Consider the following 20,465-nt stretch of genomic DNA (forward strand, 5'->3'; position numbering starts at 1 on the left):
AATTCGGGAGGAATACCATGAGACGAGCTCGCACCACCTTGCTGATGACCGCTTGCCTGACGGCCATCGCATCCGGCCCGGCCCTGGCGCAGTCGGCGACCGATTCCGAAAAGGGCACGTTCGGCGACGATGAAATCGTCGTGACCGCGCAGAAGCGAGAACAGACCCTGATCGACGTGCCGCAATCGATCTCGGTCGTTTCTGGCGATCTTCTCGAACGATCGCAGGCCAACAACTTCCAGGACTTTCTCAACCACGTCCCGGGCCTTCAGCTCAATCAGGCCACACCCGGCGCGGGCCGTCTGGTGCTGCGTGGCCTCAACACCGGCGGCGTCGCCTCGACGGTGGGTGTCTATGTCGACGAAACGCCGTTCGGCTCGTCGACGGCCCTCGCCAACGGCGCGGTGCTGGCCGGCGATTTCGATACTTTCGACATCGCGCGCGTCGAAGTGCTGCGCGGGCCGCAGGGCACGCTCTATGGCGCCTCCACGCTGGGCGGCCTGATCAAGTACGTCACCAACGCGCCCAAGCTTGGCGCCACCGAAGGCGCGGTGCGCGGCGCGGCGGAGGCGACCAAGGGCGGCGCGATGTCGTACCACGGCAACGCCATGATCAACCTGCCACTGGGCGAGACGCTCGCGTTCCGCGCATCGGGCTTCTACCACAAGAACGGCGGCTGGATCGATTCCATCGGCACATCGGGCACGTCGTTCGCCAGCCCGGTCACCTCAGACGTCGCCAGCAACATCAACGACTCCAAGGTCTATGGCGGCCGCGCTTCGCTGCTGTTCAAGCCGAACGAGATGTTCGACGTCCGTCTGACGGCCTATCTCCAGAACATCCGCGCCAATGCCGATTCTTCGGTGGAGAGCGATCCGGCCACGCTGCGCACGCTCTATGGCCGCCCCACCCAGTCGCAGTTCTCGCCCGAATTCACCAATGTCAATTATCGGGTCTACAGCGGCACGATCACTGCCGACCTCGGTTTCGCCACCCTGACCAGCGCAACCAGCTACGCGACGCAGAAGCAGACCTTCCGCGACGACGCGACGTTCAATCTCAGCGGCATCGTGCAGGCATTGCTGGGCGCGCCGGCCAACGATTTCGTGCTCAACCAGAAGGTCAACACGCGCAAGTGGACGCAGGAACTGCGGCTCGCCGGTGCGGTCGGGAACAGCCTCGATTGGTTGATCGGCGGCTATTACAACGATGAGAAGGGCCTGCTGCTGCAGGACTACGCCGCCTATACGCCGGGCACGACGACACCGATCGCCTTCCCCTTCGTGCTGGGCCATGTCGATCTGCAATCCAAGTACAAGGAATATGCGGGCTTCGCCAACCTGACCCTGCATCTCGGCACCATGTTCGACGTCGATTTCGGCGGGCGCTATAGCCACAACAAGCAGGTCGCCAGCCAGGCGGCGAGCGGCGTCCTTGCCGGCAATGTGCCGGTCAACAGCAACCTGCGCTCGTCCGATAACGTCTTCACCTATTCGGTGGCGCCCAAGTTCAAGATCAGCGACCGCGCGACGCTCTATGCCCGCGTCGCCAAGGGCTATCGTCCGGGCGGCCCCAACGTGATCGCGCCGAATGCCCCGGCGGGAACCCCGTCCAGCTTCGATCCGGACACGGCCGTCAGCTACGAAGTAGGCTTCAAGGGCGAGACGGCGGATCGCAGCCTCGGGCTGGACCTGGCGGTGTTCCATATCGACTGGGACAAGATCCAGCTCCTGACGGTGGTCAACGGCTTCGGCGTGAACATCAATGGCGCCGGCGCAAAGAGTCAGGGCGCCGAATTCACCCTGACCATGCGGCCGACCAAGGGCTTCGTGGTTTCGTTCAACGGCGCCTATACCGACGCCAAGCTGAAGGCGGACGCGCCGGCGCTGGTGGGCGGCCGCAAGGGCGATCAACTGCCATTCACGCCGAAGTATGCCATCTCGCTCAACAGCGATTACGATTGGGATCTTGGCGGAACCACCAAGGCCTTCATAGGGGGTTCGCTGCGCTTCCTATCCAAGCAGAGCGGCAGCTTCGACGCCACCTTCCGCGCCGCAAACGGCCGGCAGCGCCAGCTTCCTTCCTACGCCACCGTCGATCTGCGCGCGGGCCTGGATTTCGGTAAGTTCGGCATCGAGGCCTACGTCCGCAACCTGACCGATGCGGAAGGCAAGACCTCGACCGGCGCGCTGACCGCGAATGGCTTGCCATTGAACCCGGGCGGGGCGATCATCACCGGCGTTATCCGCCCGCGCACATTCGGACTTTCGCTCAGTGCTCAATACTGAATTTCCACTGGCCGCCGCACCGGCCGCCAAGGCGTCGGGCAGCCTGACGCTGCCCGGCCCTTACCTGCTCTTTCTCGGTGACACGACCGAACCGGGATTTGCCAAGACCGCGTTCGGATTGCGTGACTGGGCGCCGGAGCGCTGCGTCGGGGAATTCGTGCTGCCGGGTGCGGCAGTATCCACCGGCCTTCCACGGCTCGAACTGGAGCAGGCCTATGCCCGTGGCGCCCGTGCATTGCTGATCGGCGTCGCCAGTCCCGGCGGGGCAATCCCGCCGCACTGGGTGCCGAGCTTGCTCGCCGCGCTGGATGCCGGGCTCGACATCGTCGCCGGCATGCATGTGAAGCTGAACGCCATTCCCGAACTGCGCCGCCTGGCCGAAAACAACGGCCGCCGGCTTGTCGATGTCCGCACCCCGCCCGAGGGCGTTAGTGTGGCGACCGGCCGCAAGCGTTCGGGCAGGCGCCTGCTGACCGTTGGCACCGATTGCGCGCTCGGCAAGAAATACACGGCACTGGCCATCGCCCGGGGGCTGCAGGAGCGCGGGCTGGATGCCACGTTCCGGGCGACCGGGCAGACCGGGATCATGATCGCGGGATCGGGTATCCCGATCGACGCGGTCGTGGCCGATTTCGTCGCCGGTGCCGCCGAGGCGCTGACTCCCGCGGCCGATCCGGCGCATATCGACGTCATCGAGGGCCAGGGTTCGCTCTATCACCCCGCCTATGCGGCAGTATCGCTCGGCCTGCTTCACGGCAGCCAACCCGATCTCTTCGTCGTCTGCCACCAGCCTGGTCGCGAACGCATCCTCGGCATGCCCGACTATGCCGTTCCGGCGATCGAGGATGTCATCGCGCAAACGATCGCGCTGGGCCGGCTGACCAATCCGGCGATCCGCTGCGCCGGTGTCAGCCTCAACACTGCGGGCATGAGCGAGGATGCGGCGGCAGCGGAAATCGCCGCCGTGGCCGCGCGTCTAAGCCTGCCCGTTGCCGATCCGATCCGCGGCGGCATGGCGTTCGAGCGCCTGCTCGACGCCTGCACCGGATGAGCCAAGCCGCTCCGGAGAGCTGGTTCAAGCGGCTCCTCCTGCCGGGGCTATCGTTCAAGGCCGTCGTGATCGGCGGCGGCTATGCCACCGGGCGCGAGATCGCCGAGTTCTTCCTGCCGGCCGGCGCCTGGGGCGGGATCGCCGCGATCGCGCTGGCAACGGCGATCTGGAGCGCGGTCTGCGTGGCGACGTTCCTTGTCGCCCGTGCGGCGCGGGCGCGCGATTATCGCGCCTTCTTCAAAGTGCTGCTGGGCCGTGGCTGGATCCTGTTCGAGATCGCCTATGCGCTGTTCGTGATGCTGCTGCTCGCGGTGTTCGGCGCGGCGGCGGGCGAGATCGTTCACACCGCCGGCCTACCGCCGATGGCCGGTACGGTTGCGCTGATGGCCGGCATCGCCGGCTTCGCCGCCTTCGGCAACACGGCTGTCGAGCGGCTTTTCACCTGGGTTTCGGTGCTGCTCTACGGCGTCTATGCGGTGTTCCTCGTCCTCGCGCTGTCGAGCTTCGGAGACCGCATCGCCGCCGCCTTTGCCCAAGGCGCGCCGGCCGGTCACGGCTGGTTTGCCGATTGGTTCGGGGGCGGGCTGACATATGCCAGCTACAACATCATCGGCGCGATCGTGATCCTGCCGGTCACCCGCCACCTCGCCAGCAACCGCGACGCGGTGATTGCCGGGGCGATCGCCGGGCCGCTGGCGATGCTGCCCGCGTTGATGTTCTTCGTGTGCATGGCCGCCTTCCTGCCCGGCATCGCCGGCGAGGCGCTGCCTTCGGACTTTCTGCTGCGCCAGCTTGGCCAGCCCCTGTTCCATGTGCTGTTCCAGCTGATGATATTCTCCGCGCTGCTCGAAAGCGGCACGGGTGCCGTCCATGCGATCAACGAACGCATCGCCGCGGCCTGGCGGCACAACCGCGGCGCCCCGCCGACGGTGCCGTTGCGGGCCGCGATCACGATCGCGCTGCTGGTCCTGTGCATGGTGGTGGCCGACCGCGTCGGACTGATCGCGCTGATTGCCAACGGCTATCGCGCGCTCGCCTTCGTGCTCCTTGCCCTTTACATCCTGCCGCTGCTGACGATCGGTCTCTGGCGGTTCCGCAATGGCCAGCTCGCCCCAGGAGAAGCCCGATGAAACGTCTGTCCCTGCTGGCAGGGCTTTGCCTTGCCGCCTCGGTTCCCCACGCTGCCCTTGCCGCGCCGCCGGCAGACATCGATGCGCGGATCGAGGCAATCCGCCAGTCCTCGGGCACGCCGGGCATGGCCGTTGCCATCGTCGAGAACGGCAAGGTCGTGCTCGCCAAGGGTTATGGCGAACGCCGGCTTGGCGCGCCCGCGAAAGTGGACGCGGACACGATTTTCATGATCGGTTCGACCGGCAAGGCCCTGACCGCCGCCGCGCTCGCCACGCTGGTCGATGCCGGCAAGATCGGCTGGGACGACAAGGTCATCGACCACATCCCCGATTTCCAGATGTACGACGCCTGGGTCACGCGCGAGATGACGATCCGCGACCTTCTGGTGCATCGCAGCGGGCTGGGGCTGGGAGCGGGAGACCTGCTCACCGTGCCGCGCGGCGCGATCTCGCGCGACGACCTGATGCGCCGGCTGCGCTACATCAAGCCGGCAACGAGCTTTCGCAGCGGCTATGCCTACGACAACATCCTCTACGGCGTGGCGGGGCTGCTGATCGAGCGCGTCAGCGGGCAGAGCTGGGAAGATTACATGAAGGCGCATGTCTTCGCGCCGGCCGGGATGCGCGATGCGGCGGCCGACTTCAGGACGCAGACCTCCGCGCCCAATCGCGCGCAGCCGCATGGCCGGGTCGGCATGGTGCGCGGCGATGGCCCGCAAGTCGTACTCGACGAGCGCGACCAGCTGGGTCGGGCGATGGCCCCGGCGGGCCTGATCGCGATGAGCGCAAACGACATGGCGCGCTGGTTGCAGATCCAGCTTGCCGGCAGCGCGCTGCCCGAAGGCGGCCACCTGTTCAGCGCGGCGGCCGGCAAGGAGATGTGGTCGCCGGTCACGCCGATCCCGATCACCCCGGCGCCCGAACCGATCGCGGCGACCACGCCGACGTTCGATGCCTATGCGCTGGGCTGGGAAGTGCGCGATTATCATGGCACGCGCATCGTCTGGCACGCCGGCGGGCTGCTCGGCTTCACCTCGATCGTGTGCCTGATCCCCGAGAAGAACGTCGGTTTCGCCATCGAGGTGAACGCCGAGGAAAGCGAGCCGCGCCACGGGCTGATGTACGAACTGCTCGATCATTACCTGGGCCTGCCCCGGCAGGACTGGCCGCAGCGCTTTCACGACTATCGCGCCAAGCGCATCGTCGATGCCGTTGCGGCGATGAAGCAGGCGGCGACCACGCCGGCGCAGGTTGGCCCTTCGCTGCCGCTCGACCGCTATGCCGGGACCTACAGCGATCCCTGGTACGGCAAGCTGGCGATCGGTTCGGACGCCAAGGGGCTGACGGTCAGCTTCGTGCCCACGGCCGGCATGAGCGGGCGCCTTGTCCACTATCAGTACGATACGTTCATCGCCCAGTTCGACGATCCGGGGATCGAAAAGGCCTATCTCACCTTCCAGCTCGATGCCGACGGCAAGGTATCGTCCATTTCCGCGAAGCCAGTATCGCCCATCGCCGATTTCAGTTTCGATTACAAAGACCTGCTGTTCACGCCCGCGCCCGAACCGCGCAAGTGATCGGACAAGCCGGTTCCGTCGCGGCGGAGCCGGTTGGCCCACCGGCGGCCGGACCTCAAGATGCTGCGGTAAAAAACTGTAATATATTATCTATTTCATGAAATATCGGTCATCGGCATGACCGATCCGCACTATTCATCTCCGCGCAAGGGCGCACGGATCATGGAACCGTGACGATACCGAACGGAGCCCGCCCATGCGTCGTCCGCTGCTGGGACAGAGTTTGGCCGCCCTTGCCCTGGCGCTGGTCGCAAGACCGGCGCTCGCCGAGGACGAGCCCTCCCCCGATCTCGACCTGGCCATGGTCAACCGGCTGACCTGGGGGGCAACCTCAGCCGAGGTGCAGCGCATGCGGGCGATGGGTGCGGAAGCCTGGTTGCAGGCGGAGCTGCATCCACCCGCTTCAGAACGATTGCCCCCCGCAGCCCAGGCAATGGTCGATGCCTTGCCGATGCGCGGCCAAAGCACCGTCGCTCTGGTGCGCGATTTCCGCGAACAGGTAACAGCGGCGAAGGCGGCGCAGGCGACAATGTCGCCGCCGGGTCAAGGCGTTGCCTCCGACGGTCCGGCCGCTCCGAACCCGTTGCAGGCCGGGCCATCCGGTGCCACGGCTACGCAACCCCCGGCCCCGCCCACCCCGCAGGAAGTACGTCGCGACTTGCTCGGCGATGCCTTCAAGCAGGACCAGACCCGACTGCTTCTGCGCGCGCTCTATGCGCCCAGTCAGTTGCGCGAGCAGCTCACCGCGTTCTGGCTCAACCACTTCAACGTCTATGCCGACAAGGCTGAAATCCGGCTGTTCGTGCGGGACTACGAGGATCAGGCCATTCGCCCGCACGCCCTGGGGCGGTTCCGCGATCTGCTGGAGGCGACGCTGCGCTCTCCGGCCATGCTGCAATATCTCGACAACGCGCAGAACGCCAAGGGTCGCATCAACGAGAACTACGCGCGCGAAATCATGGAACTGCACACCATGGGGGTCGGCTCGGGCTATACCCAGAAGGACGTGCAGGAACTCGCGCGCATTCTGACGGGCGTGGGCATCGTCAACCCCGATCGGCCGGAGCGACCGAGCCCTACCAATCCCGCGGCGATCCGCGATGGAATGTTCGCCTTCTATCCTGGCCGCCACGACATGGGCGACAAGGTCTTCCTCGGCCATGTCATCAAAGGGTCCGGCTATGACGAGGTGCGTCAGGCGCTCGATATCCTGTGCGCCCAGCCCGCCACCGCCCGGCATGTCTCGCGCCAGCTGGCGCAGTATTTCGTCGCCGACAGCCCTCCGCAGGCGCTGATCGAGCGGATGGCGGCACGCTGGGCGCAAAGCGGGGGCGATATCGCCGCCGTGCTGGACCTGCTGTTCCACAGCCCGGAGTTTCGGGCCTCGCTTTCCCGACCGCTGCTCAAGGACCCGCAGCACTTCGTGCTCTCGGCGGTGCGGATGGCCTACGACGACCGGTTGATCGCCAATACGCAGCCGATCGTGAACTGGCTGAACCGGCTGGGCCAGCCCTTCTACGGTCATCTTACCCCGGACGGCTATCCGCTGGAACGTACCGCGTGGAACGGCCCGGGGCAGATCGAACAACGATTCGAGATCGCGCAGGCGATCGGCAACGGCTCCGCCGGGCTGTTCAAGGGCGAGGCGCCGTCGAGCACCCCGCGGCAAGCCTTTCCGGTGCTGCAGGGCGCGCTCTATTACGGCGGGCTGGACAAGCAGTTGTCGCCAGCCACGCGTACCGCGCTGGAGCAGGCCGCCAGCCCGCAGGAATGGAATATCCTGTTCCTCGCCTCGCCCGACTTCATGGGGAGATAGCACCATGACCACCTTCCCGTTTTCCCGCCGCGGTCTGCTTGGCGCCGGTCTGGCCGGCGGAGCGCTGATGGCCAGTTCGCGCGTTCTGGCGGTGCCCGCGCTGGGATCTCAACGCCTGCTCGTGGTGTTTCTGCGCGGCGCTTACGATGCCGCCAATATCGTCGTTCCCGTGTCGAGCGATTTCTACTACGCCGCGCGACCCACGATCGCGATCGCCCGTCCCGATCCGGCCAATCCCAAGGCCGCGCTGCCGCTCGATGGCGACTGGGGCCTGCATCCCGCACTGGCGGAGAGCCTCTACCCGCTCTGGCAGAAGCGCCAGCTGGCGTTCGTACCCTTCGCCGGCACCGACGACATGAGCCGCAGCCACTTCGAGACGCAGGATACCATCGAGCTTGGCCAGCCCCTTGCGGGCAGCCGGGACTATCGCTCGGGCTTTCTCGGGCGGCTTGCGGCCACGGTAGCAGGATGCCATCCGATCGCGTTCAGCAACCAGGTGCCCATCGCGTTCCACTCGGCCAGTCTCCAGGTGCCCAACCTGGCGGTGAACACCGTCACCAAGCCCAGCTTCGACGCGCGGCAGCAAAAGCTGATCGAGGCGATGTATGCCACGCCAACGGCACAGGCCCTGGCCCCGCAAGTCGCGGTGACCGAAGGGTTCAGCGTGCGCGAAGACGCCTATGGCGCGTTGCAGGACGAAATGGTCAAGGCCAGTCGCGGAGCGGTCAACCCGCGCGGTTTCGAGGCGCAGGCCCGGCGCATCGCCGCGCTGATGCAGGACCGCTTCAACCTCGCGTTCCTTGATGTCGGCGGGTGGGACACGCACACCAACCAGGGCGCCGCCGATGGCGCACTGGCCAACCGGATCGGCGATCTGGGGCGGGGCCTGGCCGCTTTCGCTGAGGCCAGCGGGCCGCAATGGACCAATACCACGGTGATCGTCATTTCCGAATTCGGCCGCACCTTTCGCGAAAACGGCAACAAGGGCACCGATCACGGGCATGGCAGCACCTATTGGGTGCTGGGCGGCAATGTGCGGGGCGGACGCATGGTCGGCCCGCAAGTGCGCGTTTCGGCCGACACGCTCAACCAGCAGCGCGATTTCCCCGTCCTGACGGATTACCGGGCGATGCTCGGCGGCATTTTCGCGCGGCTCTATGGCCTCAGCGCTGGGCAGGTGGCTGCGGTTTTTCCGGAAATGCCGCCGGTGGACCTGGGCCTTGTTTAACCGACACTCCGTGCCATTCCATCACCGTTCCAAACCTTCCCACGCCCTTTGCGCGCGGAATGCGCTGGCCGTTTCGCCGGTGCGATTTTTGAAGAACCGGGCGAAATAGGCGGGATCTTCGAAGCCCAGACGATGCGCGATCTGCGCCATTCCCATCCCGGTAAAGGCCAGAAAGCGCATCGCTTCCAATGCCAGGCGATCGTGCAGGAGATCGCCCGGGGACTTGTCCACGACAGCCCTGCACGCTCGCGTCAGGGTCGATGAGGTGACGCCAAGGGCGTGAGCGTACCGCTCGATCGGCCAGTGATCGCGATACTGCGCTTCGATCATTCCACGATAGCGGGCCACCAGAACCGCGCGGCGGTCCTTTCCGGCATCCTGTGGCAGGGATGCGGCCAGCGTTTCGCCCAGCGTGGCGAGAACGAGGCCAAGCTGCGCGATCAGCGCCGGGGTGGCGCGAAGCCCCTGCTCCAGCCGGTCTGCCATATCCGCGAGCAGCCAGCTCAGCCGGGCGCGCTGCCGTTCTTCCGTCTCCAGCGGGATCACGCGCAGGCCGCCGCCATCGAGACCCAGTCCTTCCAGCAGACCGGCGATGCGCGGATCGTGCAAAAGCGCGATGGCCATGGAAAGGACCCAGCCTTCAGCCGCGACAGCAAAGCGAAAGGCGTGAACACAGCCGCTGGGCACGATCATGCAGGCCGGCGCCGCGATCTTGCGCGCCGAACCATCGCTGGCGACATCGACGGTTCCGGTTTCGATCATCAACACTTGCGCCATGCCGGGATGGCTGTGCGGCGCGATGGTCCAATCGTGCAGGCTGGAGCGATCGGCAATCCGCTCGATATGGACAAACTCCGGACCGATGGTGCGGCCATCCTCGCCATAGAGCGTGAACCGCTTCACTTCCTTGCCGCGCATGACAGGCCCCTTCCTTCACCAAGATGGCCAGAGTGCGCGAAAAGTGCAAGAAATTGCCGTAAAGCTGCGTGGCAGCGGCGATCCGCGCGGGGCATGATGCGGGCCTGTGCCACAAGGCACGAGAGAAGTTGCCGAGAGAGGATAGCGCGATGAACGATGCCCCGGTGATGGAGCGCGCGGCGTTCCGTTTCGACCCTTATTCTCCCGCGATCGATGCCGATCCATTTCCCGCCTACAAGACGCTGCGCGACGAATACCCCTGCTTCTGGTCGGAAGAGGCGGGAATGTGGGTGCTGTCGCGCTATCAGGACGTCTTGAACGCCCTGCAGGACTGGCGCACCTACAGTTCGGCCAAGGGAAACCTGGTCAACGAGTTTCCCGGCCGTGCCGGGGCCACGCTGGGCAGCAGCGATCCGCCGCGCCATGACCGGCTGCGCGCGCTGATCCAGTCCGCCGTGACGAAACGGGCGCTTGAGCACATCATCGAACCGACGCGCGCCTCGTGCCGCAAGCACCTGGCCGCGCTGGAAGGCAGGCCGGTGTTCGATCTGGTCAACGATTATACCGGCAAGGTAACGGTCGATCTCCTGTTCCACCTTTTCGCGCTTCCGGCCGAAGGGGCGGACCAGGTCCGCGACAATGCGGTGCTGATGGTGCAGACCGATCCCGTCACCCGGCAGAAGACCGAGGCGCATCTCTCGGCGTTCCGATGGATGGCCGACTATGCCGAACGGCTGGTGCAGGCGCGCAAGAAGGCACCGGGCGACGATCTGCTGTCGAACTTCATCACCGCCGAAATCGACGGCGAGAAGCTGCTCGACCGGGAAGTGCAGTTGACGGTGACGACGCTGATCATGGCCGGGATCGAAAGCCTTTCCGGCTTCATGGCGATGTTCGGGCTGAACCTGGCGGACTATCCCGAAGCGCGGCGCGCGCTGGTCGCCGATCCGGCGCTGATCCCCGATGCGATCGAGGAATCGCTGCGGTTCAATACATCGGCCCAGCGGTTCAAGCGGTGCCTGACGCGCGATGTGGATCTGCATGGCCAGACGATGAAGGCCGGAGATTTCGTAATCCTGGCCTATGGCGCCGCCAACCGCGACGAACGCATGTTCGATAACCCCGATGTCTATGACATCACCCGGCGCGCAAAGCGGCATCTGGGTTTCGGCGGCGGCGTTCACGCCTGCCTCGGCTCGATGATCGGCCGCCTGGCGACGCAGATCGCCTACGAGGAACTGCTGGCGCGGATACCGGAATTTGCCCGGACGCAACCCGTGCTGGACTGGGTGCCCTCGTCCAATTTCCGCAGCCCCAAGGCCCTGCCGCTGACGCGCGGCTGACGCCGTTGTCAGCAACTTGCAATTCATGCAAGCCGAACCCCGTTCTTCGCACTTGCAGGAAGGTGGTCAGACCGCTTTAGAGAACGGGCCTTTCAGGCATCCTCTCCCAAACTTTCCAAGGCCAGCCTTCGTGCTGGCCTTTCTTTTTTCGCAAGCGATACCTTCGGCTATCGGACGAGCCGGTCGACAGCCTCAAGATCCGGTCCGGCGCTGTCGGGATGCGGCGAGAGCGTTTCTTCCGGCACGCTCAGGCGGTTGATCCAGGCGGTACGGTAGCCGAACCAGCGCGCGCCCAAGGCATCCCACCCTCCGAACGCGACGAAGCCGATCTCCTGCGCCGCCAGGCCGAAATGCGCCGGCCCCATCGCATAGGCGCAGGGCGATGGCTTGAAAGCCCGGACCCGGTCGGTGCTCAATGGCGTCTCGAACAGACCGCCCAACCCGTTCCGGCGCGTGTTCGCGATCAGCACTTCGGCTTCGAGATTGGACAGGAAGGCAAGACGGATGCCGGCGCTGCGCCACCGTTCAAGCGCGGCTGCCGCATCGGGCCAGGCCGGAAGCTGCCCGAACACCGCCACCAGATCGCGCCGGATCGCTGGCGTCAGCGGGATGCCCATGGCTTGCGCGCTGAAATCCAGCGCGGCATCGGCCAACCGCCCGAACCCGCTGTAGCGGCCTGCCGCCGTTTCCAGCCATGACAGCGCGAACAGCTTGTTGGTCCATGCCGCAGCCAAAGCCGCGCCCCGGTCCGGCACGGCCGACACCACCGCCGCGGAGACGGCGCGCGGGTCGAATATCGTGAAGCCATCGAATGCAAGGGCACGGATCGGTCGCGCCTCCCCATTGGGCGCGCCTCGCAAGGGAGACGCGACGGCCCTGCGCACGGCGGAAAAGGCGGCCATGCCGCCAAGCGCAAGGCTCAGGAAATGGCGGCGCTTCGGAAACCGTTGGAAATCGCTCATCTCGGGACCTGCTCCGCTCCGCATGGAACAGGGCAGCCGGTGCGGAGGGGGAGCACCGGCTGCCACCGGCCCGAAGGCCGGACGATGCCTCAGCGGGCCTTGGCGACCTGCCGATCGTAGAAATCGATCATGTGCCCCGCGATGTAGGGAAGGTTGTCCTCGGTCGCGAAATGCCCCGCGTTCAGCCGGTGCATTTCCGCCTTGGGCAAATCGCGCAGGAAGGCTTCGCCGCCGGCAGGCAGGAAGAACGGATCGTGCTGGCCCCAGAAGATCACCGTCTTCGGTTGGCGGTCGCGCAGCAGCTTCTGCCACGCCGGGTAGAGCGGCGGGTTCGTCCGGTAATCGTAGAAAAGGTCGAGCTGGATACGCAGGTTGTTGGGGCGGGCGACGAAGGCGCTGTCACTGAGCCAGGCATCGGGACTGACCAGCTCCGGGTGGCCCGCGCCAGCGAGATAGACGCCCTTGATCCCTTCCGGCGTGTTGAACGCGGCCAGCGGCTTTTCGGTGTCGGCATTGCGGTTGACCCACAGCGCATTGCGGAAGCCGTCCCACGCGGGCGAGAAGCCTTCCTCGTAAGCGTTCGAATTCTGGACCACGAGCCAGTCCAGCGCCGCCGGATGGCGCGAAACGATGCGGAAGCCCACCGGGCCACCATAATCCTGCACGAACAGGCCGTAGTGGTCGAAGCCCTTGGCCGCCAGGAACTTTTCGATCGTGCGGGAAATGCCCTCGAACGAGTAGGCATAGCTCGCGGGATCGGGGGCGTCGCTGTTGCCAAAGCCCTGGTAATCGGGCGCGATCACATGGAAGCGGCGTGCCAGCAGCGGGATCATATCGCGGAACTGGTGCGAGGACGACGGCCAGCCATGCAGCAGAACCAGCTTGGGAAGGCTGGCGTCTCCGGCTTCGCGGTAAGCGATGTTGAGGCCGTCCACGGGGACCGTGCCATAGCGTACCTGCGCCGGATCGGCGACGGTGGTAATCGGGTGTTCGAGCGTTCCGGCGGCCAGCGCGGGCGCGGCAAGGCCGGCCACGGCAACCGCGCCGGTCAGTGCGACGCCAGCGATGCGTCCGGCGATCCGGGACGCTGTCGGGGAAGTATCAGACATGGAATTCCTCATCGGCTAGGGGCGATGGGAATGATCTATGTAATCCCGATATGATGGAGTATCCTGCCAATTCAGGAAGCATTGTTCTAAATTATGGAAGAGTTTGATGGACCGGTTCGATGCCATGCGAACGCTGCTGGCCGCCATCGAAGGCGGGAGCCTGACCGCCGCGTCCCGCGCCCTCGGCATGCCGCTGGCCACGGTCAGCCGCAAGATTTCCGATCTGGAAAGCCATCTCGGCACGCGCCTGGTGGTACGCACGACGCGGCGGTTGCAGCTTACCGAGGCCGGGGCGCATTACGTCGCCAGCGCCCGCCGCATTCTCGATGACGTCGAGGAAGCGGAGCGCCTGGCCATGGGCGAATACCGCGCACCGCGCGGGCACCTGACCATCACCGCCCCGCTGATGTTCGGACGGCTCCATGTCGAACCGGTGGTGCGCGAATTCCTGCAGGCTTATCCCGAAATCGACGTGCGGCTGGTGCTGGCCGACTATGTGGTGAACCTGATTGATGATCGCGTCGATGCCGCCGTGCGCATCGGCGCGCTGCCCGACAGCACGATGGTGGCGACGCGGCTGGGCGAGGTGGTCTGGCGGGTCTGCGCCAGCCCTGCCTACATTGCCGCGCGGGGCGCGCCTGTCGCACCCGAGGATGTATCACAGCACGATTGCGTGCTGTTCGACGGCATATATGGAACGAACGTGTGGCGCTTTGGCCGGGGCAAGGATGCTCAGGCCGTGACGGTAAAGCCCCGCCTCTCGGTCAATTCGGCCGAAGCGGCGATCGCGTCGGCGTGCGGCGCGCTGGGGATCATCCGGCTGCTGAGCTATCAGGTGCGCGAGGCGATAGAGGCCGGGCAGCTGGTACGCCTGCTGGGCGCGTTCGAGCCGGAACCTTCGCCGGTTCACCTGGTCCACACCGGTCAGGCGATCCTGCCCTTGAAGCTGCGCGCGTTCTGGGATTTCGCCGCGCCACGCCTGCGGGCAAGGATACCGCAGGATACATAAGGATAATCCTCGGCAGGCCCGAGCGGGGAGGCGTGCCCGCTTCAGTAATCCATCAGTTCGAAGTCCTGCTTCTCGGTGCCGCAGTCGGGGCAGTAGAACGCATCCTCCGGCACGTCCTCGAACCGCGTGCCGGGCGCGATGCCCTGTTCGGGAAGGCCCAGCGCTTCGTCGTAGATGTAGCCGCAGCTCCGGCAACGCCAGCGGCGTGATGAGGTGCCCATGCGCCTGCCCTTCCCTTACTGCGCGGTGAAGCGGATCGGCACGTGCTTTGGCCCGCACACGAAATTGGAAATCGTGCGCGAGGGCGTGCCGGCCATTTCCACGGCCTTGAGCCGCGTGAACAGCTCTTCCCACAGGATGCGCATTTCCATCCGCGCGAGGTGCTGGCCAAGGCAGACGTGGACGCCATAACCGAACGCGATCTGCGGGTTGGTGCCGCGGTCCAGCCGGAAATCGAAGGGATCGTCGAACACCGTCTCGTCGCGGTTGCCGGACTGGTAGCACAGCATCAGCCAGTCGCCCTTGGCAATCCGCTTCCCGCCGATCTCGCAATCCGCCACGGCCGACCGCATGAAGTGCTTTACCGGGACGACCCAGCGGATCGATTCCTCGACGAACGCGGGAATAAGCGAGGGATCCGCCTGCATCTGCCCAAGCAGTTCCGGCCGTTCGGCCAGCGCCCACATCGCCCCCGCCGTGGTGTTGGAGGTGGTGTCGTGCCCCGCCGTGGCGGCGATGATGTAATAGCCCATGATCTGCCGGTGGTTGAGGTATTCGCCGTTCACTTTGGCGTTGGCGATCAGGCTGTTCACTTCCGTGCTGGGGTTTTCGCGGAACCGCTTGGTCACGGCGCCGAAATAGGCTTCCAGCTCCATCGTGGTTTCCCACAGCGACTTGAGGATTTCCTCCGGCGTCTGCTCCTTGCCGGAACGGTTCAGTTCGGGATCGGCGTTCGAGAACAGCTCCTGCGTCAGCTTGAGCATGAACGGTTCGTCTTCCTGCGGCACGCCCAGCACCGTCATGATCACGCGCAACGGATAAAGGAAGGCGACATCCATCGCGAAGTCGCATTCGCTGCCCTTCGCCAGCATGTGATCGACGAATTCGCGCGCGATCTTGCGGACCTGTTCCTCCAGCGGGCGGATCGCGCGGGGCGTCAAGTGCGGAAACAGGATACCGCGCAGGTCCTTGTGCTCCTGCCCGTCCAGCGAAACGAGGCTGCGGATCAGGTTGGGATCGCCCCCGGTCAGCGCCTTGACCTTGGCCTCGTTCTCCCGGCTGGACATGAAAGTTGACCGATCGCCATTGTGGAACAGGTCGGGCTGGCGCTCGATATCCTTGATGTCGGCATGGCGGCTGACCACCCAGAACGGATCGAAGCCTTCCAGTTCCGCCACGTCGAGCGGCGCTTCGGCGCGGATACGCCGGAACGCGGCATCCACCCTGTCTCCGTCGGCATAGGCCTGCGCGTTGATGACCGTTTCCGCGAGCGTCTGTTCCAGCGCCATGGCTATCCTCTCCTCTTGCCTTTCCGCGTCGGGGCGGAGACTCGTATATCTTGACCGGAAAGCTATTTTTATGTTGGTTGTTGGTCAACAAATAAATTGGAGAGTCACGACGTGGAACGTCCCGCGCGCCGGACGCAGCGCGAACGCAGCGAGGATTCGGAAAACCGCCTGCTGGCAGCGGCGGCGGCGATCATCGCCGAGGATGGCTATACGGCCGCCACGCTGGAGCGCGTGGGCGATCGGGCCGGCTTCAGCCGCGCGCTCGCCAGCCGCAAGTACGGATCGAAGGATGGCCTGATCGAAGCCGTTATCCGGCGCGTGTCCGATCATGTTCATGCCCAGCTCGATCTGGCCGTGGCCGATGTCTCCCGCCCGCTCGACCGACTGCTGACGATGATCGACCGGTTCACCGACCTGATGTCCACCGACATCTCCGTCCGCGCCTATTTCGTACTGTTTAGCGCCATGCTGGCCAACCGGCTGGAAACGCGGGTGGTGTTTCAGGAGGTGCAGGACCGCTATGCCGAGAGGCTTCAGGCCATGATCGCCGAAGGCCAGGCGGCCGGCGAAATAAGTGCAGCACTGGACCCGCTGACGGCGGCCTATGTGGTGGGCAGCCTTCAGGCCGGGCTGGCGATCGAGGCGGCGATGGGTACCGAGATGGAGAGCGGTCCGATCCGCACGCACCTGGCGGTAATGCTCAAGGGCGCGCTGGGCGTTGCGCGCGATCAGGGCTGAACAGCATAGCCCCGGTCGAGGACGGCGCGGACGAACGGCGGCACGGTATAGACCGCTAGCCGCTGCGCGCCCCGGTTTTCGTGATCGACGCGATACCCCTGATAGTGGCGCTTGACGAGGCCGGCCTTGACCAGTTCCGACACCGCGCGGCTGACCGCCGTCATGCCTGACGCGCGCAGGCGGTTGGCGATTTCCTCCTCCACCACGCGCTCGCATGCGGCCGCGTCATCGGGCAACTGCCCCTGCTCCTCCAGCGCCTGGCGCACCTTGCCCACCGTGACGCGGCGATAGTGGTGCCGCGCGGCGGTGGGTGCGATCGCGGCGGACAGCCATTCGCGGATCGGCACGAGCTGCTCCCCTTCGCGCACATAAGGGCCAGCCGCGCCACCCCGCCCGGCGGCGCGGGCGATCAAGTCGAGCACCATGAAGGTATAGCGTGGCCGCGCCGAATGATCGGCGATGGCGCGCATGATGCCGGGCAGGTCAAGCGGCCGCTCGCTGGCGGCGGCAACGGGTTTGGGCACCGAACTGAAAGGCAATTCCAACATGGAACGAATCAAGCACAAAGCGGACTCCGTGTGAATCGTGAAAGTGCAGGCGCCTTTCGATCCCCGCACTTTTTCCATCTGTGTCACTTTACCAAAGCGCCTTGGTAGAGTGACATTGTTGGTACTTTAGCGGCTTGGACAGACTTCGGCGCTGAAACACTACGAACTTGCGGATGTTGGATCGCCTGGCTTAGCGTCTGCTCGCACTTAACGAGGGGTGGGTCGAATGGCCAAAGGGATGTTCACGCTCGGACTTTTTCTGTCTACGGGGGTAGTGTCACCTGCACTCGCAGATGGCTGGGAAGTCCAGCAGCCTCCGGTAACCAGCAACTTGCAATTGGTTTATAAGGGCGACACTCAAGCATCGTATTTATTTGAATGCCATCCCACAAATGTCGTTCTCACCGAGTTGGGAGTGACCGATCTTGTTGATCTTCAAACCAATGTAAAAATTGGAGATACGCCTGGTTCCGTTATAACTCCAGGCGCAGCGCTGATGGCACTGGCAACGAGTGAAAAAGACGCGCCGAATTTCAAACTCGCAGAAGTTTCTCCTAATGCCATTCGAGGCTGGAACTTGACACTCCGCTTCGAGAAAAACGACAAGGCTTTGAAAGCCTTAGCGAAGGCCACGATGGTCTCAGTCTTTACCACTGGGTATACCATGGCAGTTGGTCTGAACGATACCGACAGACAGAGCGTGAGGACCTTCTTGTCGCTGTGCGGCGTCAAGTTCTAACGTCCGCTAACCTGCCCTTCCCGCCGGATTGGATACTCTGCAGGCGACGCGATAGTGGACTTTGGCATACGAAATCCCGCTCGTCCTCAGTCCGCCGAAGGACGAGCGGATTCGGGATTTGGCAATCCGCCCCCCTATGCTCTCTCTCGTTCCGTAAGTCAGAGCATCGCGATGGCCGCGAACAGATCAGCCTCTGCGGAGTCCGCGCGATAGAATACCGGCGGCTGGCCGAAAGGCGCGGGAACGGTCACGTGCCTTCCCCCTTCATGCTGTTCGCCGCTCCACACATGCACCCAGCGGGTGCCGGCGGGCAGATAGGCGGTCCAGTCCATCCTCCCCTGCTCGATCACCGGCGCGACCAGCAGGTCGGGGCCGAGCAGATAGGCCGTCTGGATGGCATAGGTTTTCGGATCGTCCTCGAAATGCAGGAACAGCGGGCGCTGGATTGGCAGGCCCGTGTCCGCCGCCTCGTGCGACAACGTGCGCAGATAGGGCGCGAGATGCGCGTAGATGCGCGTCATCCGCGCGAAATGGGCGAGCAGTTCGGGGCTGTCGTCGTATTGCGTATTGGCGCGCGGCCGGTTGCCTTCGTGCGTGCGGATCATCGATGTGAAGGCCGCCATTTCCGCCCAGCGCATCGCCAGTTCCGGCGAACGCGTGGTATCGAACAGGCTGGTATAGCCGCCGGTGTCGCTGTGGTGGTGCGCGTTGCCCAACAGACCGGCCGAGAGCGCAGCGCAGATCACCGTGCCGATCCCGTCATGCCGGCTGAAGTCCACCGCCTGGTCCCCGGCCCACAGCATCGGGCAATGCCTTTGCACGCCCGCAGCGCCCGATCGCATGAAGAACATCACGTCGCCGGTCCTGCCGCGCCCGGCGACGCCCTTGGCGTTGACTTCGCCCCACAGCGCTGGCCAGCGGTTGTGCGCGGTCATCCCGCTTTCGCCATTGGCCAGACGGACGTCGACGGGCAGGTATTCGCCGAAATCGGCCATCCAGCCGGACAGCCCGAAATCGAGCATGTTGCGGCCGATCACGGCCTCGGCGAACCAGTCGGCCGCCGCCGGGTTGGTGAAATCGACATGGCCGCAATCGAACTCGCCGAAGTCGATGACATAGGGTTCGTCCGCATCGGGCCGCATGACGAGATAGCCGTGCTCCGCCGCGTGAGCGTAAAGTTCACCGTCGACCGCCAGATAAGGATTTACGTAGCCCAGGAAGCGGATGCCACGTTCCCGGAGTTCCGCGATATGGCGGGGCAGATCGGGATGGCGTTCGGTGTTCCACTTCCAGTCCCAGAACAGTCGGTTGCCGAAGCTGGTGATGCGCAGCCCCACCCAGTCCTCGCACCACAGGCCCGAGACGGCGACGCCGGCCTCCTCATAGCGCTGGAGCCGCGTGAAACTTTCCGCGCCGTCCTTCAGCCCAATCACCGCGCCCTTGTAGAGCCATTCGGGCAAGGGCGGCTGCTTGCCGAAGCGATCCGCCAGTGCGGTTACTATGTCCGCAAAGCGCGGGCGCGCCCACAGTTCGATCCGGGCCGGAATCTCCCAGACCTCGACCTCGTGGAAGGCAGCATCGCGAAAATCGAACGCGGCGTAGGCATAGCTGTCGATGTGCAGCGCATAGCGGCGCGAGCTGATGAAGGTCGGTTGCGGATAGTTGGTGTGGGCAGAGGTACCGCCGCCACCCTTGGCGAGCGCCTCCACCTGCTGGAACAGCGTCGCTTCGGGATCGCGGCCGACGCCGGGTTCGGAACTCCACAGCGGAAAATGGCGGCCGCGCAGGTCGAAATAGGAAAACTGCTCGCCGCCGCCCCACACGTGTTCGTCCGCCTCAGCCGGTACGCGCAACCACAGCCGGTTGAGCGTGGGATCGAGCGCCCTGGGCGCGATCACCGCATCGTCGCCGGTGATGGAAACGGTAAGTTCGAGCAGCCACGGGCCACCCGCGTGCTCCGCCAACCGGATGCGGTCGCCATCGGCCTCGGCGTGGGTCAGCGCGATCCGTTCGACATCGCTCTGCGAAACATCGAAATGCCCCCGGCGCGCGGCAACATGCGCCTGCCCGCGCCCCACCGCGATGCAGGGCGCCCCCGCCGCGTGCGCCAGGATGGTGGTTCCGCCGAGGCGGATCTCGAAGCCGGTATCGAGCGCGTCAGGCGCCATGGTTTGCAGTCCTTTTGCTATCTGTCATCGCGGCAAAGCGCGCGCGCAATGCCTTCTTGTCGATCTTGCCCGTCGCCCCCAGCGGCATCGCGTCGATGAAGGCCACCGTATCCGGCATCCACCAGCGGGCGATACGGCCTTCGAGCGTAGCGAGCAGCTCTTCCGCCGTCGTTTCTTCGCCGGGATGAAGCGCCGCGACCAGCATCGGACGTTCGTCCCAGCGCGGATGCGGAACGCCGATTACCGCACAAAGCGCCACCTTGGGGTGGCCGGCCGCAATGTTCTCGATCTCGATCGAACTGATCCATTCGCCGCCGGACTTGATCACGTCCT

Annotated in this window: 18 protein-coding genes; 10 read left to right on the forward strand and 8 right to left on the reverse strand. The window is 65.1% G+C overall.

Annotated elements, in window-relative coordinates:
* The first annotated feature begins 17 nt into the window (after positions 1 to 17).
* From B3547_RS16980 to B3547_RS17005, 6 genes are all read left to right on the forward strand, one after another.
* Positions 18 to 2,288: a TonB-dependent receptor gene (locus B3547_RS16980; protein WP_292964967.1), complete on the forward strand. Its 2,271-nt coding sequence runs from the start codon at positions 18 to 20 to the stop codon at positions 2,286 to 2,288.
* Entirely contained in the window at positions 2,275 to 3,339 is a 1,065-nt protein-coding gene (locus B3547_RS16985; protein WP_414690575.1) for a DUF1611 domain-containing protein, read from the forward strand. The genes B3547_RS16980 and B3547_RS16985 overlap by 14 nt, the downstream gene beginning before the upstream one ends.
* The gene (locus B3547_RS16990; protein ID WP_125953518.1) at positions 3,336 to 4,469 is read left to right on the forward strand and encodes a hypothetical protein; all 1,134 of its coding nucleotides are present in this window, start codon (positions 3,336 to 3,338) and stop codon (positions 4,467 to 4,469) included. Before B3547_RS16985 ends, B3547_RS16990 begins: the two co-directional genes overlap by 4 nt.
* Positions 4,466 to 6,046 carry a serine hydrolase gene (locus B3547_RS16995; protein WP_292964972.1) on the forward strand — a complete coding sequence of 527 codons (1,581 nt, stop codon included), beginning with the start codon at positions 4,466 to 4,468 and terminating at the stop codon, positions 6,044 to 6,046. Before B3547_RS16990 ends, B3547_RS16995 begins: the two co-directional genes overlap by 4 nt.
* Positions 6,047 to 6,242: 196 nt before the next feature.
* Positions 6,243 to 7,862, forward strand: a complete 1,620-nt coding sequence (locus B3547_RS17000; protein WP_292964975.1) for a DUF1800 domain-containing protein — start codon at positions 6,243 to 6,245, stop codon at positions 7,860 to 7,862.
* A gap of 4 nt (positions 7,863 to 7,866) precedes the next feature.
* The gene (locus B3547_RS17005) at positions 7,867 to 9,090 is read left to right on the forward strand and encodes a DUF1501 domain-containing protein (protein WP_292964978.1); all 1,224 of its coding nucleotides are present in this window, start codon (positions 7,867 to 7,869) and stop codon (positions 9,088 to 9,090) included.
* 21 nt (positions 9,091 to 9,111) lie between these two features.
* On the opposite strand, the gene B3547_RS17010 is transcribed toward B3547_RS17005, so the two are convergent.
* Positions 9,112 to 10,008: a helix-turn-helix domain-containing protein gene (locus tag B3547_RS17010; protein WP_292964981.1), complete on the reverse strand. Its 897-nt coding sequence runs from the start codon at positions 10,006 to 10,008 to the stop codon at positions 9,112 to 9,114.
* Positions 10,009 to 10,076: 68 nt separating this feature from the next.
* On the opposite strand from B3547_RS17010, the gene B3547_RS17015 reads away from it, so the two are divergent.
* Positions 10,077 to 11,351 (forward strand): cytochrome P450, encoded by a 1,275-nt coding sequence (locus B3547_RS17015; protein ID WP_292964984.1) that lies wholly within the window; start codon positions 10,077 to 10,079, stop codon positions 11,349 to 11,351.
* A gap of 167 nt (positions 11,352 to 11,518) precedes the next feature.
* On the opposite strand, the gene B3547_RS17020 is transcribed toward B3547_RS17015, so the two are convergent.
* Both B3547_RS17020 and B3547_RS17025 read right to left on the reverse strand, forming a co-directional pair.
* The gene (locus tag B3547_RS17020; RefSeq protein ID WP_292964987.1) at positions 11,519 to 12,313 is read right to left on the reverse strand and encodes a haloacid dehalogenase type II; all 795 of its coding nucleotides are present in this window, start codon (positions 12,311 to 12,313) and stop codon (positions 11,519 to 11,521) included.
* A gap of 89 nt (positions 12,314 to 12,402) precedes the next feature.
* Complete coding sequence (locus B3547_RS17025; protein ID WP_292964990.1) at positions 12,403 to 13,422, reverse strand: alpha/beta fold hydrolase; 1,020 nt, start codon at positions 13,420 to 13,422, stop codon at positions 12,403 to 12,405.
* A gap of 106 nt (positions 13,423 to 13,528) precedes the next feature.
* Here B3547_RS17025 and B3547_RS17030 point away from each other — a divergent pair, with 106 nt between their 5' ends.
* Complete coding sequence (locus tag B3547_RS17030) at positions 13,529 to 14,431, forward strand: LysR family transcriptional regulator (RefSeq protein WP_292964993.1); 903 nt, start codon at positions 13,529 to 13,531, stop codon at positions 14,429 to 14,431.
* Between the two features lie 41 nt (positions 14,432 to 14,472).
* Here the strand turns inward: B3547_RS17030 and B3547_RS17035 are convergent, their stop codons facing one another.
* Both B3547_RS17035 and B3547_RS17040 read right to left on the reverse strand, forming a co-directional pair.
* Positions 14,473 to 14,652: a rubredoxin gene (locus B3547_RS17035; RefSeq protein WP_125953525.1), complete on the reverse strand. Its 180-nt coding sequence runs from the start codon at positions 14,650 to 14,652 to the stop codon at positions 14,473 to 14,475.
* A 15-nt stretch (positions 14,653 to 14,667) separates the two neighbouring features.
* The gene (locus B3547_RS17040; protein ID WP_125953526.1) at positions 14,668 to 15,939 is read right to left on the reverse strand and encodes a cytochrome P450; all 1,272 of its coding nucleotides are present in this window, start codon (positions 15,937 to 15,939) and stop codon (positions 14,668 to 14,670) included.
* A 111-nt stretch (positions 15,940 to 16,050) separates the two neighbouring features.
* Here B3547_RS17040 and B3547_RS17045 point away from each other — a divergent pair, with 111 nt between their 5' ends.
* Positions 16,051 to 16,677 carry a TetR/AcrR family transcriptional regulator gene (locus tag B3547_RS17045; protein WP_190287245.1) on the forward strand — a complete coding sequence of 209 codons (627 nt, stop codon included), beginning with the start codon at positions 16,051 to 16,053 and terminating at the stop codon, positions 16,675 to 16,677.
* On the opposite strand, the gene B3547_RS17050 is transcribed toward B3547_RS17045, so the two are convergent.
* Complete coding sequence (locus B3547_RS17050; protein WP_349676501.1) at positions 16,668 to 17,201, reverse strand: hypothetical protein; 534 nt, start codon at positions 17,199 to 17,201, stop codon at positions 16,668 to 16,670. The genes B3547_RS17045 and B3547_RS17050 overlap by 10 nt on opposite strands.
* Before the next feature lie 250 nt (positions 17,202 to 17,451).
* On the opposite strand from B3547_RS17050, the gene B3547_RS17055 reads away from it, so the two are divergent.
* Positions 17,452 to 17,964, forward strand: a complete 513-nt coding sequence (locus B3547_RS17055; protein ID WP_292965003.1) for a hypothetical protein — start codon at positions 17,452 to 17,454, stop codon at positions 17,962 to 17,964.
* A gap of 158 nt (positions 17,965 to 18,122) precedes the next feature.
* Here the strand turns inward: B3547_RS17055 and B3547_RS17060 are convergent, their stop codons facing one another.
* Entirely contained in the window at positions 18,123 to 20,132 is a 2,010-nt protein-coding gene (locus B3547_RS17060) for an alpha-glucosidase (RefSeq protein WP_292965006.1), read from the reverse strand.
* Positions 20,122 to 20,465, reverse strand: a 344-nt coding sequence (locus tag B3547_RS17065) for an AMP-binding enzyme (RefSeq protein WP_414690576.1), incomplete at its 5' end; no start/stop codon positions are given. The genes B3547_RS17060 and B3547_RS17065, both read right to left, overlap by 11 nt.

The sequence above is a fragment of the Novosphingobium sp. UBA1939 genome, from assembly GCF_002336885.1.
GTDB lineage: Bacteria > Pseudomonadota > Alphaproteobacteria > Sphingomonadales > Sphingomonadaceae > Novosphingobium.

Bases quoted from the DNA above. Each gene is read 5' to 3' on its own strand.
- B3547_RS16980 (WP_292964967.1), top strand. From the start codon at position 18: ATGAGACGAGCTCGCACCACCTTGCTGATGACCGCTTGCCTGACGGCC.
- B3547_RS16995 (WP_292964972.1), top strand. From the start codon at position 4,466: ATGAAACGTCTGTCCCTGCTGGCAGGGCTTTGCCTTGCCGCCTCGGTT.
- B3547_RS17060 (WP_292965006.1), bottom strand. From the start codon at position 20,132: ATGGCGCCTGACGCGCTCGATACCGGCTTCGAGATCCGCCTCGGCGGA.
- B3547_RS17035 (WP_125953525.1), bottom strand. From the start codon at position 14,652: ATGGGCACCTCATCACGCCGCTGGCGTTGCCGGAGCTGCGGCTACATC.
- B3547_RS17040 (WP_125953526.1), bottom strand. From the start codon at position 15,939: ATGGCGCTGGAACAGACGCTCGCGGAAACGGTCATCAACGCGCAGGCC.
- B3547_RS17020 (WP_292964987.1), bottom strand. From the start codon at position 12,313: ATGAGCGATTTCCAACGGTTTCCGAAGCGCCGCCATTTCCTGAGCCTT.
- B3547_RS17030 (WP_292964993.1), top strand. From the start codon at position 13,529: ATGGACCGGTTCGATGCCATGCGAACGCTGCTGGCCGCCATCGAAGGC.
- B3547_RS17000 (WP_292964975.1), top strand. From the start codon at position 6,243: ATGCGTCGTCCGCTGCTGGGACAGAGTTTGGCCGCCCTTGCCCTGGCG.
- B3547_RS17010 (WP_292964981.1), bottom strand. From the start codon at position 10,008: ATGCGCGGCAAGGAAGTGAAGCGGTTCACGCTCTATGGCGAGGATGGC.
- B3547_RS17055 (WP_292965003.1), top strand. From the start codon at position 17,452: ATGGCCAAAGGGATGTTCACGCTCGGACTTTTTCTGTCTACGGGGGTA.
- B3547_RS17025 (WP_292964990.1), bottom strand. From the start codon at position 13,422: ATGTCTGATACTTCCCCGACAGCGTCCCGGATCGCCGGACGCATCGCT.
- B3547_RS17005 (WP_292964978.1), top strand. From the start codon at position 7,867: ATGACCACCTTCCCGTTTTCCCGCCGCGGTCTGCTTGGCGCCGGTCTG.
- B3547_RS16990 (WP_125953518.1), top strand. From the start codon at position 3,336: ATGAGCCAAGCCGCTCCGGAGAGCTGGTTCAAGCGGCTCCTCCTGCCG.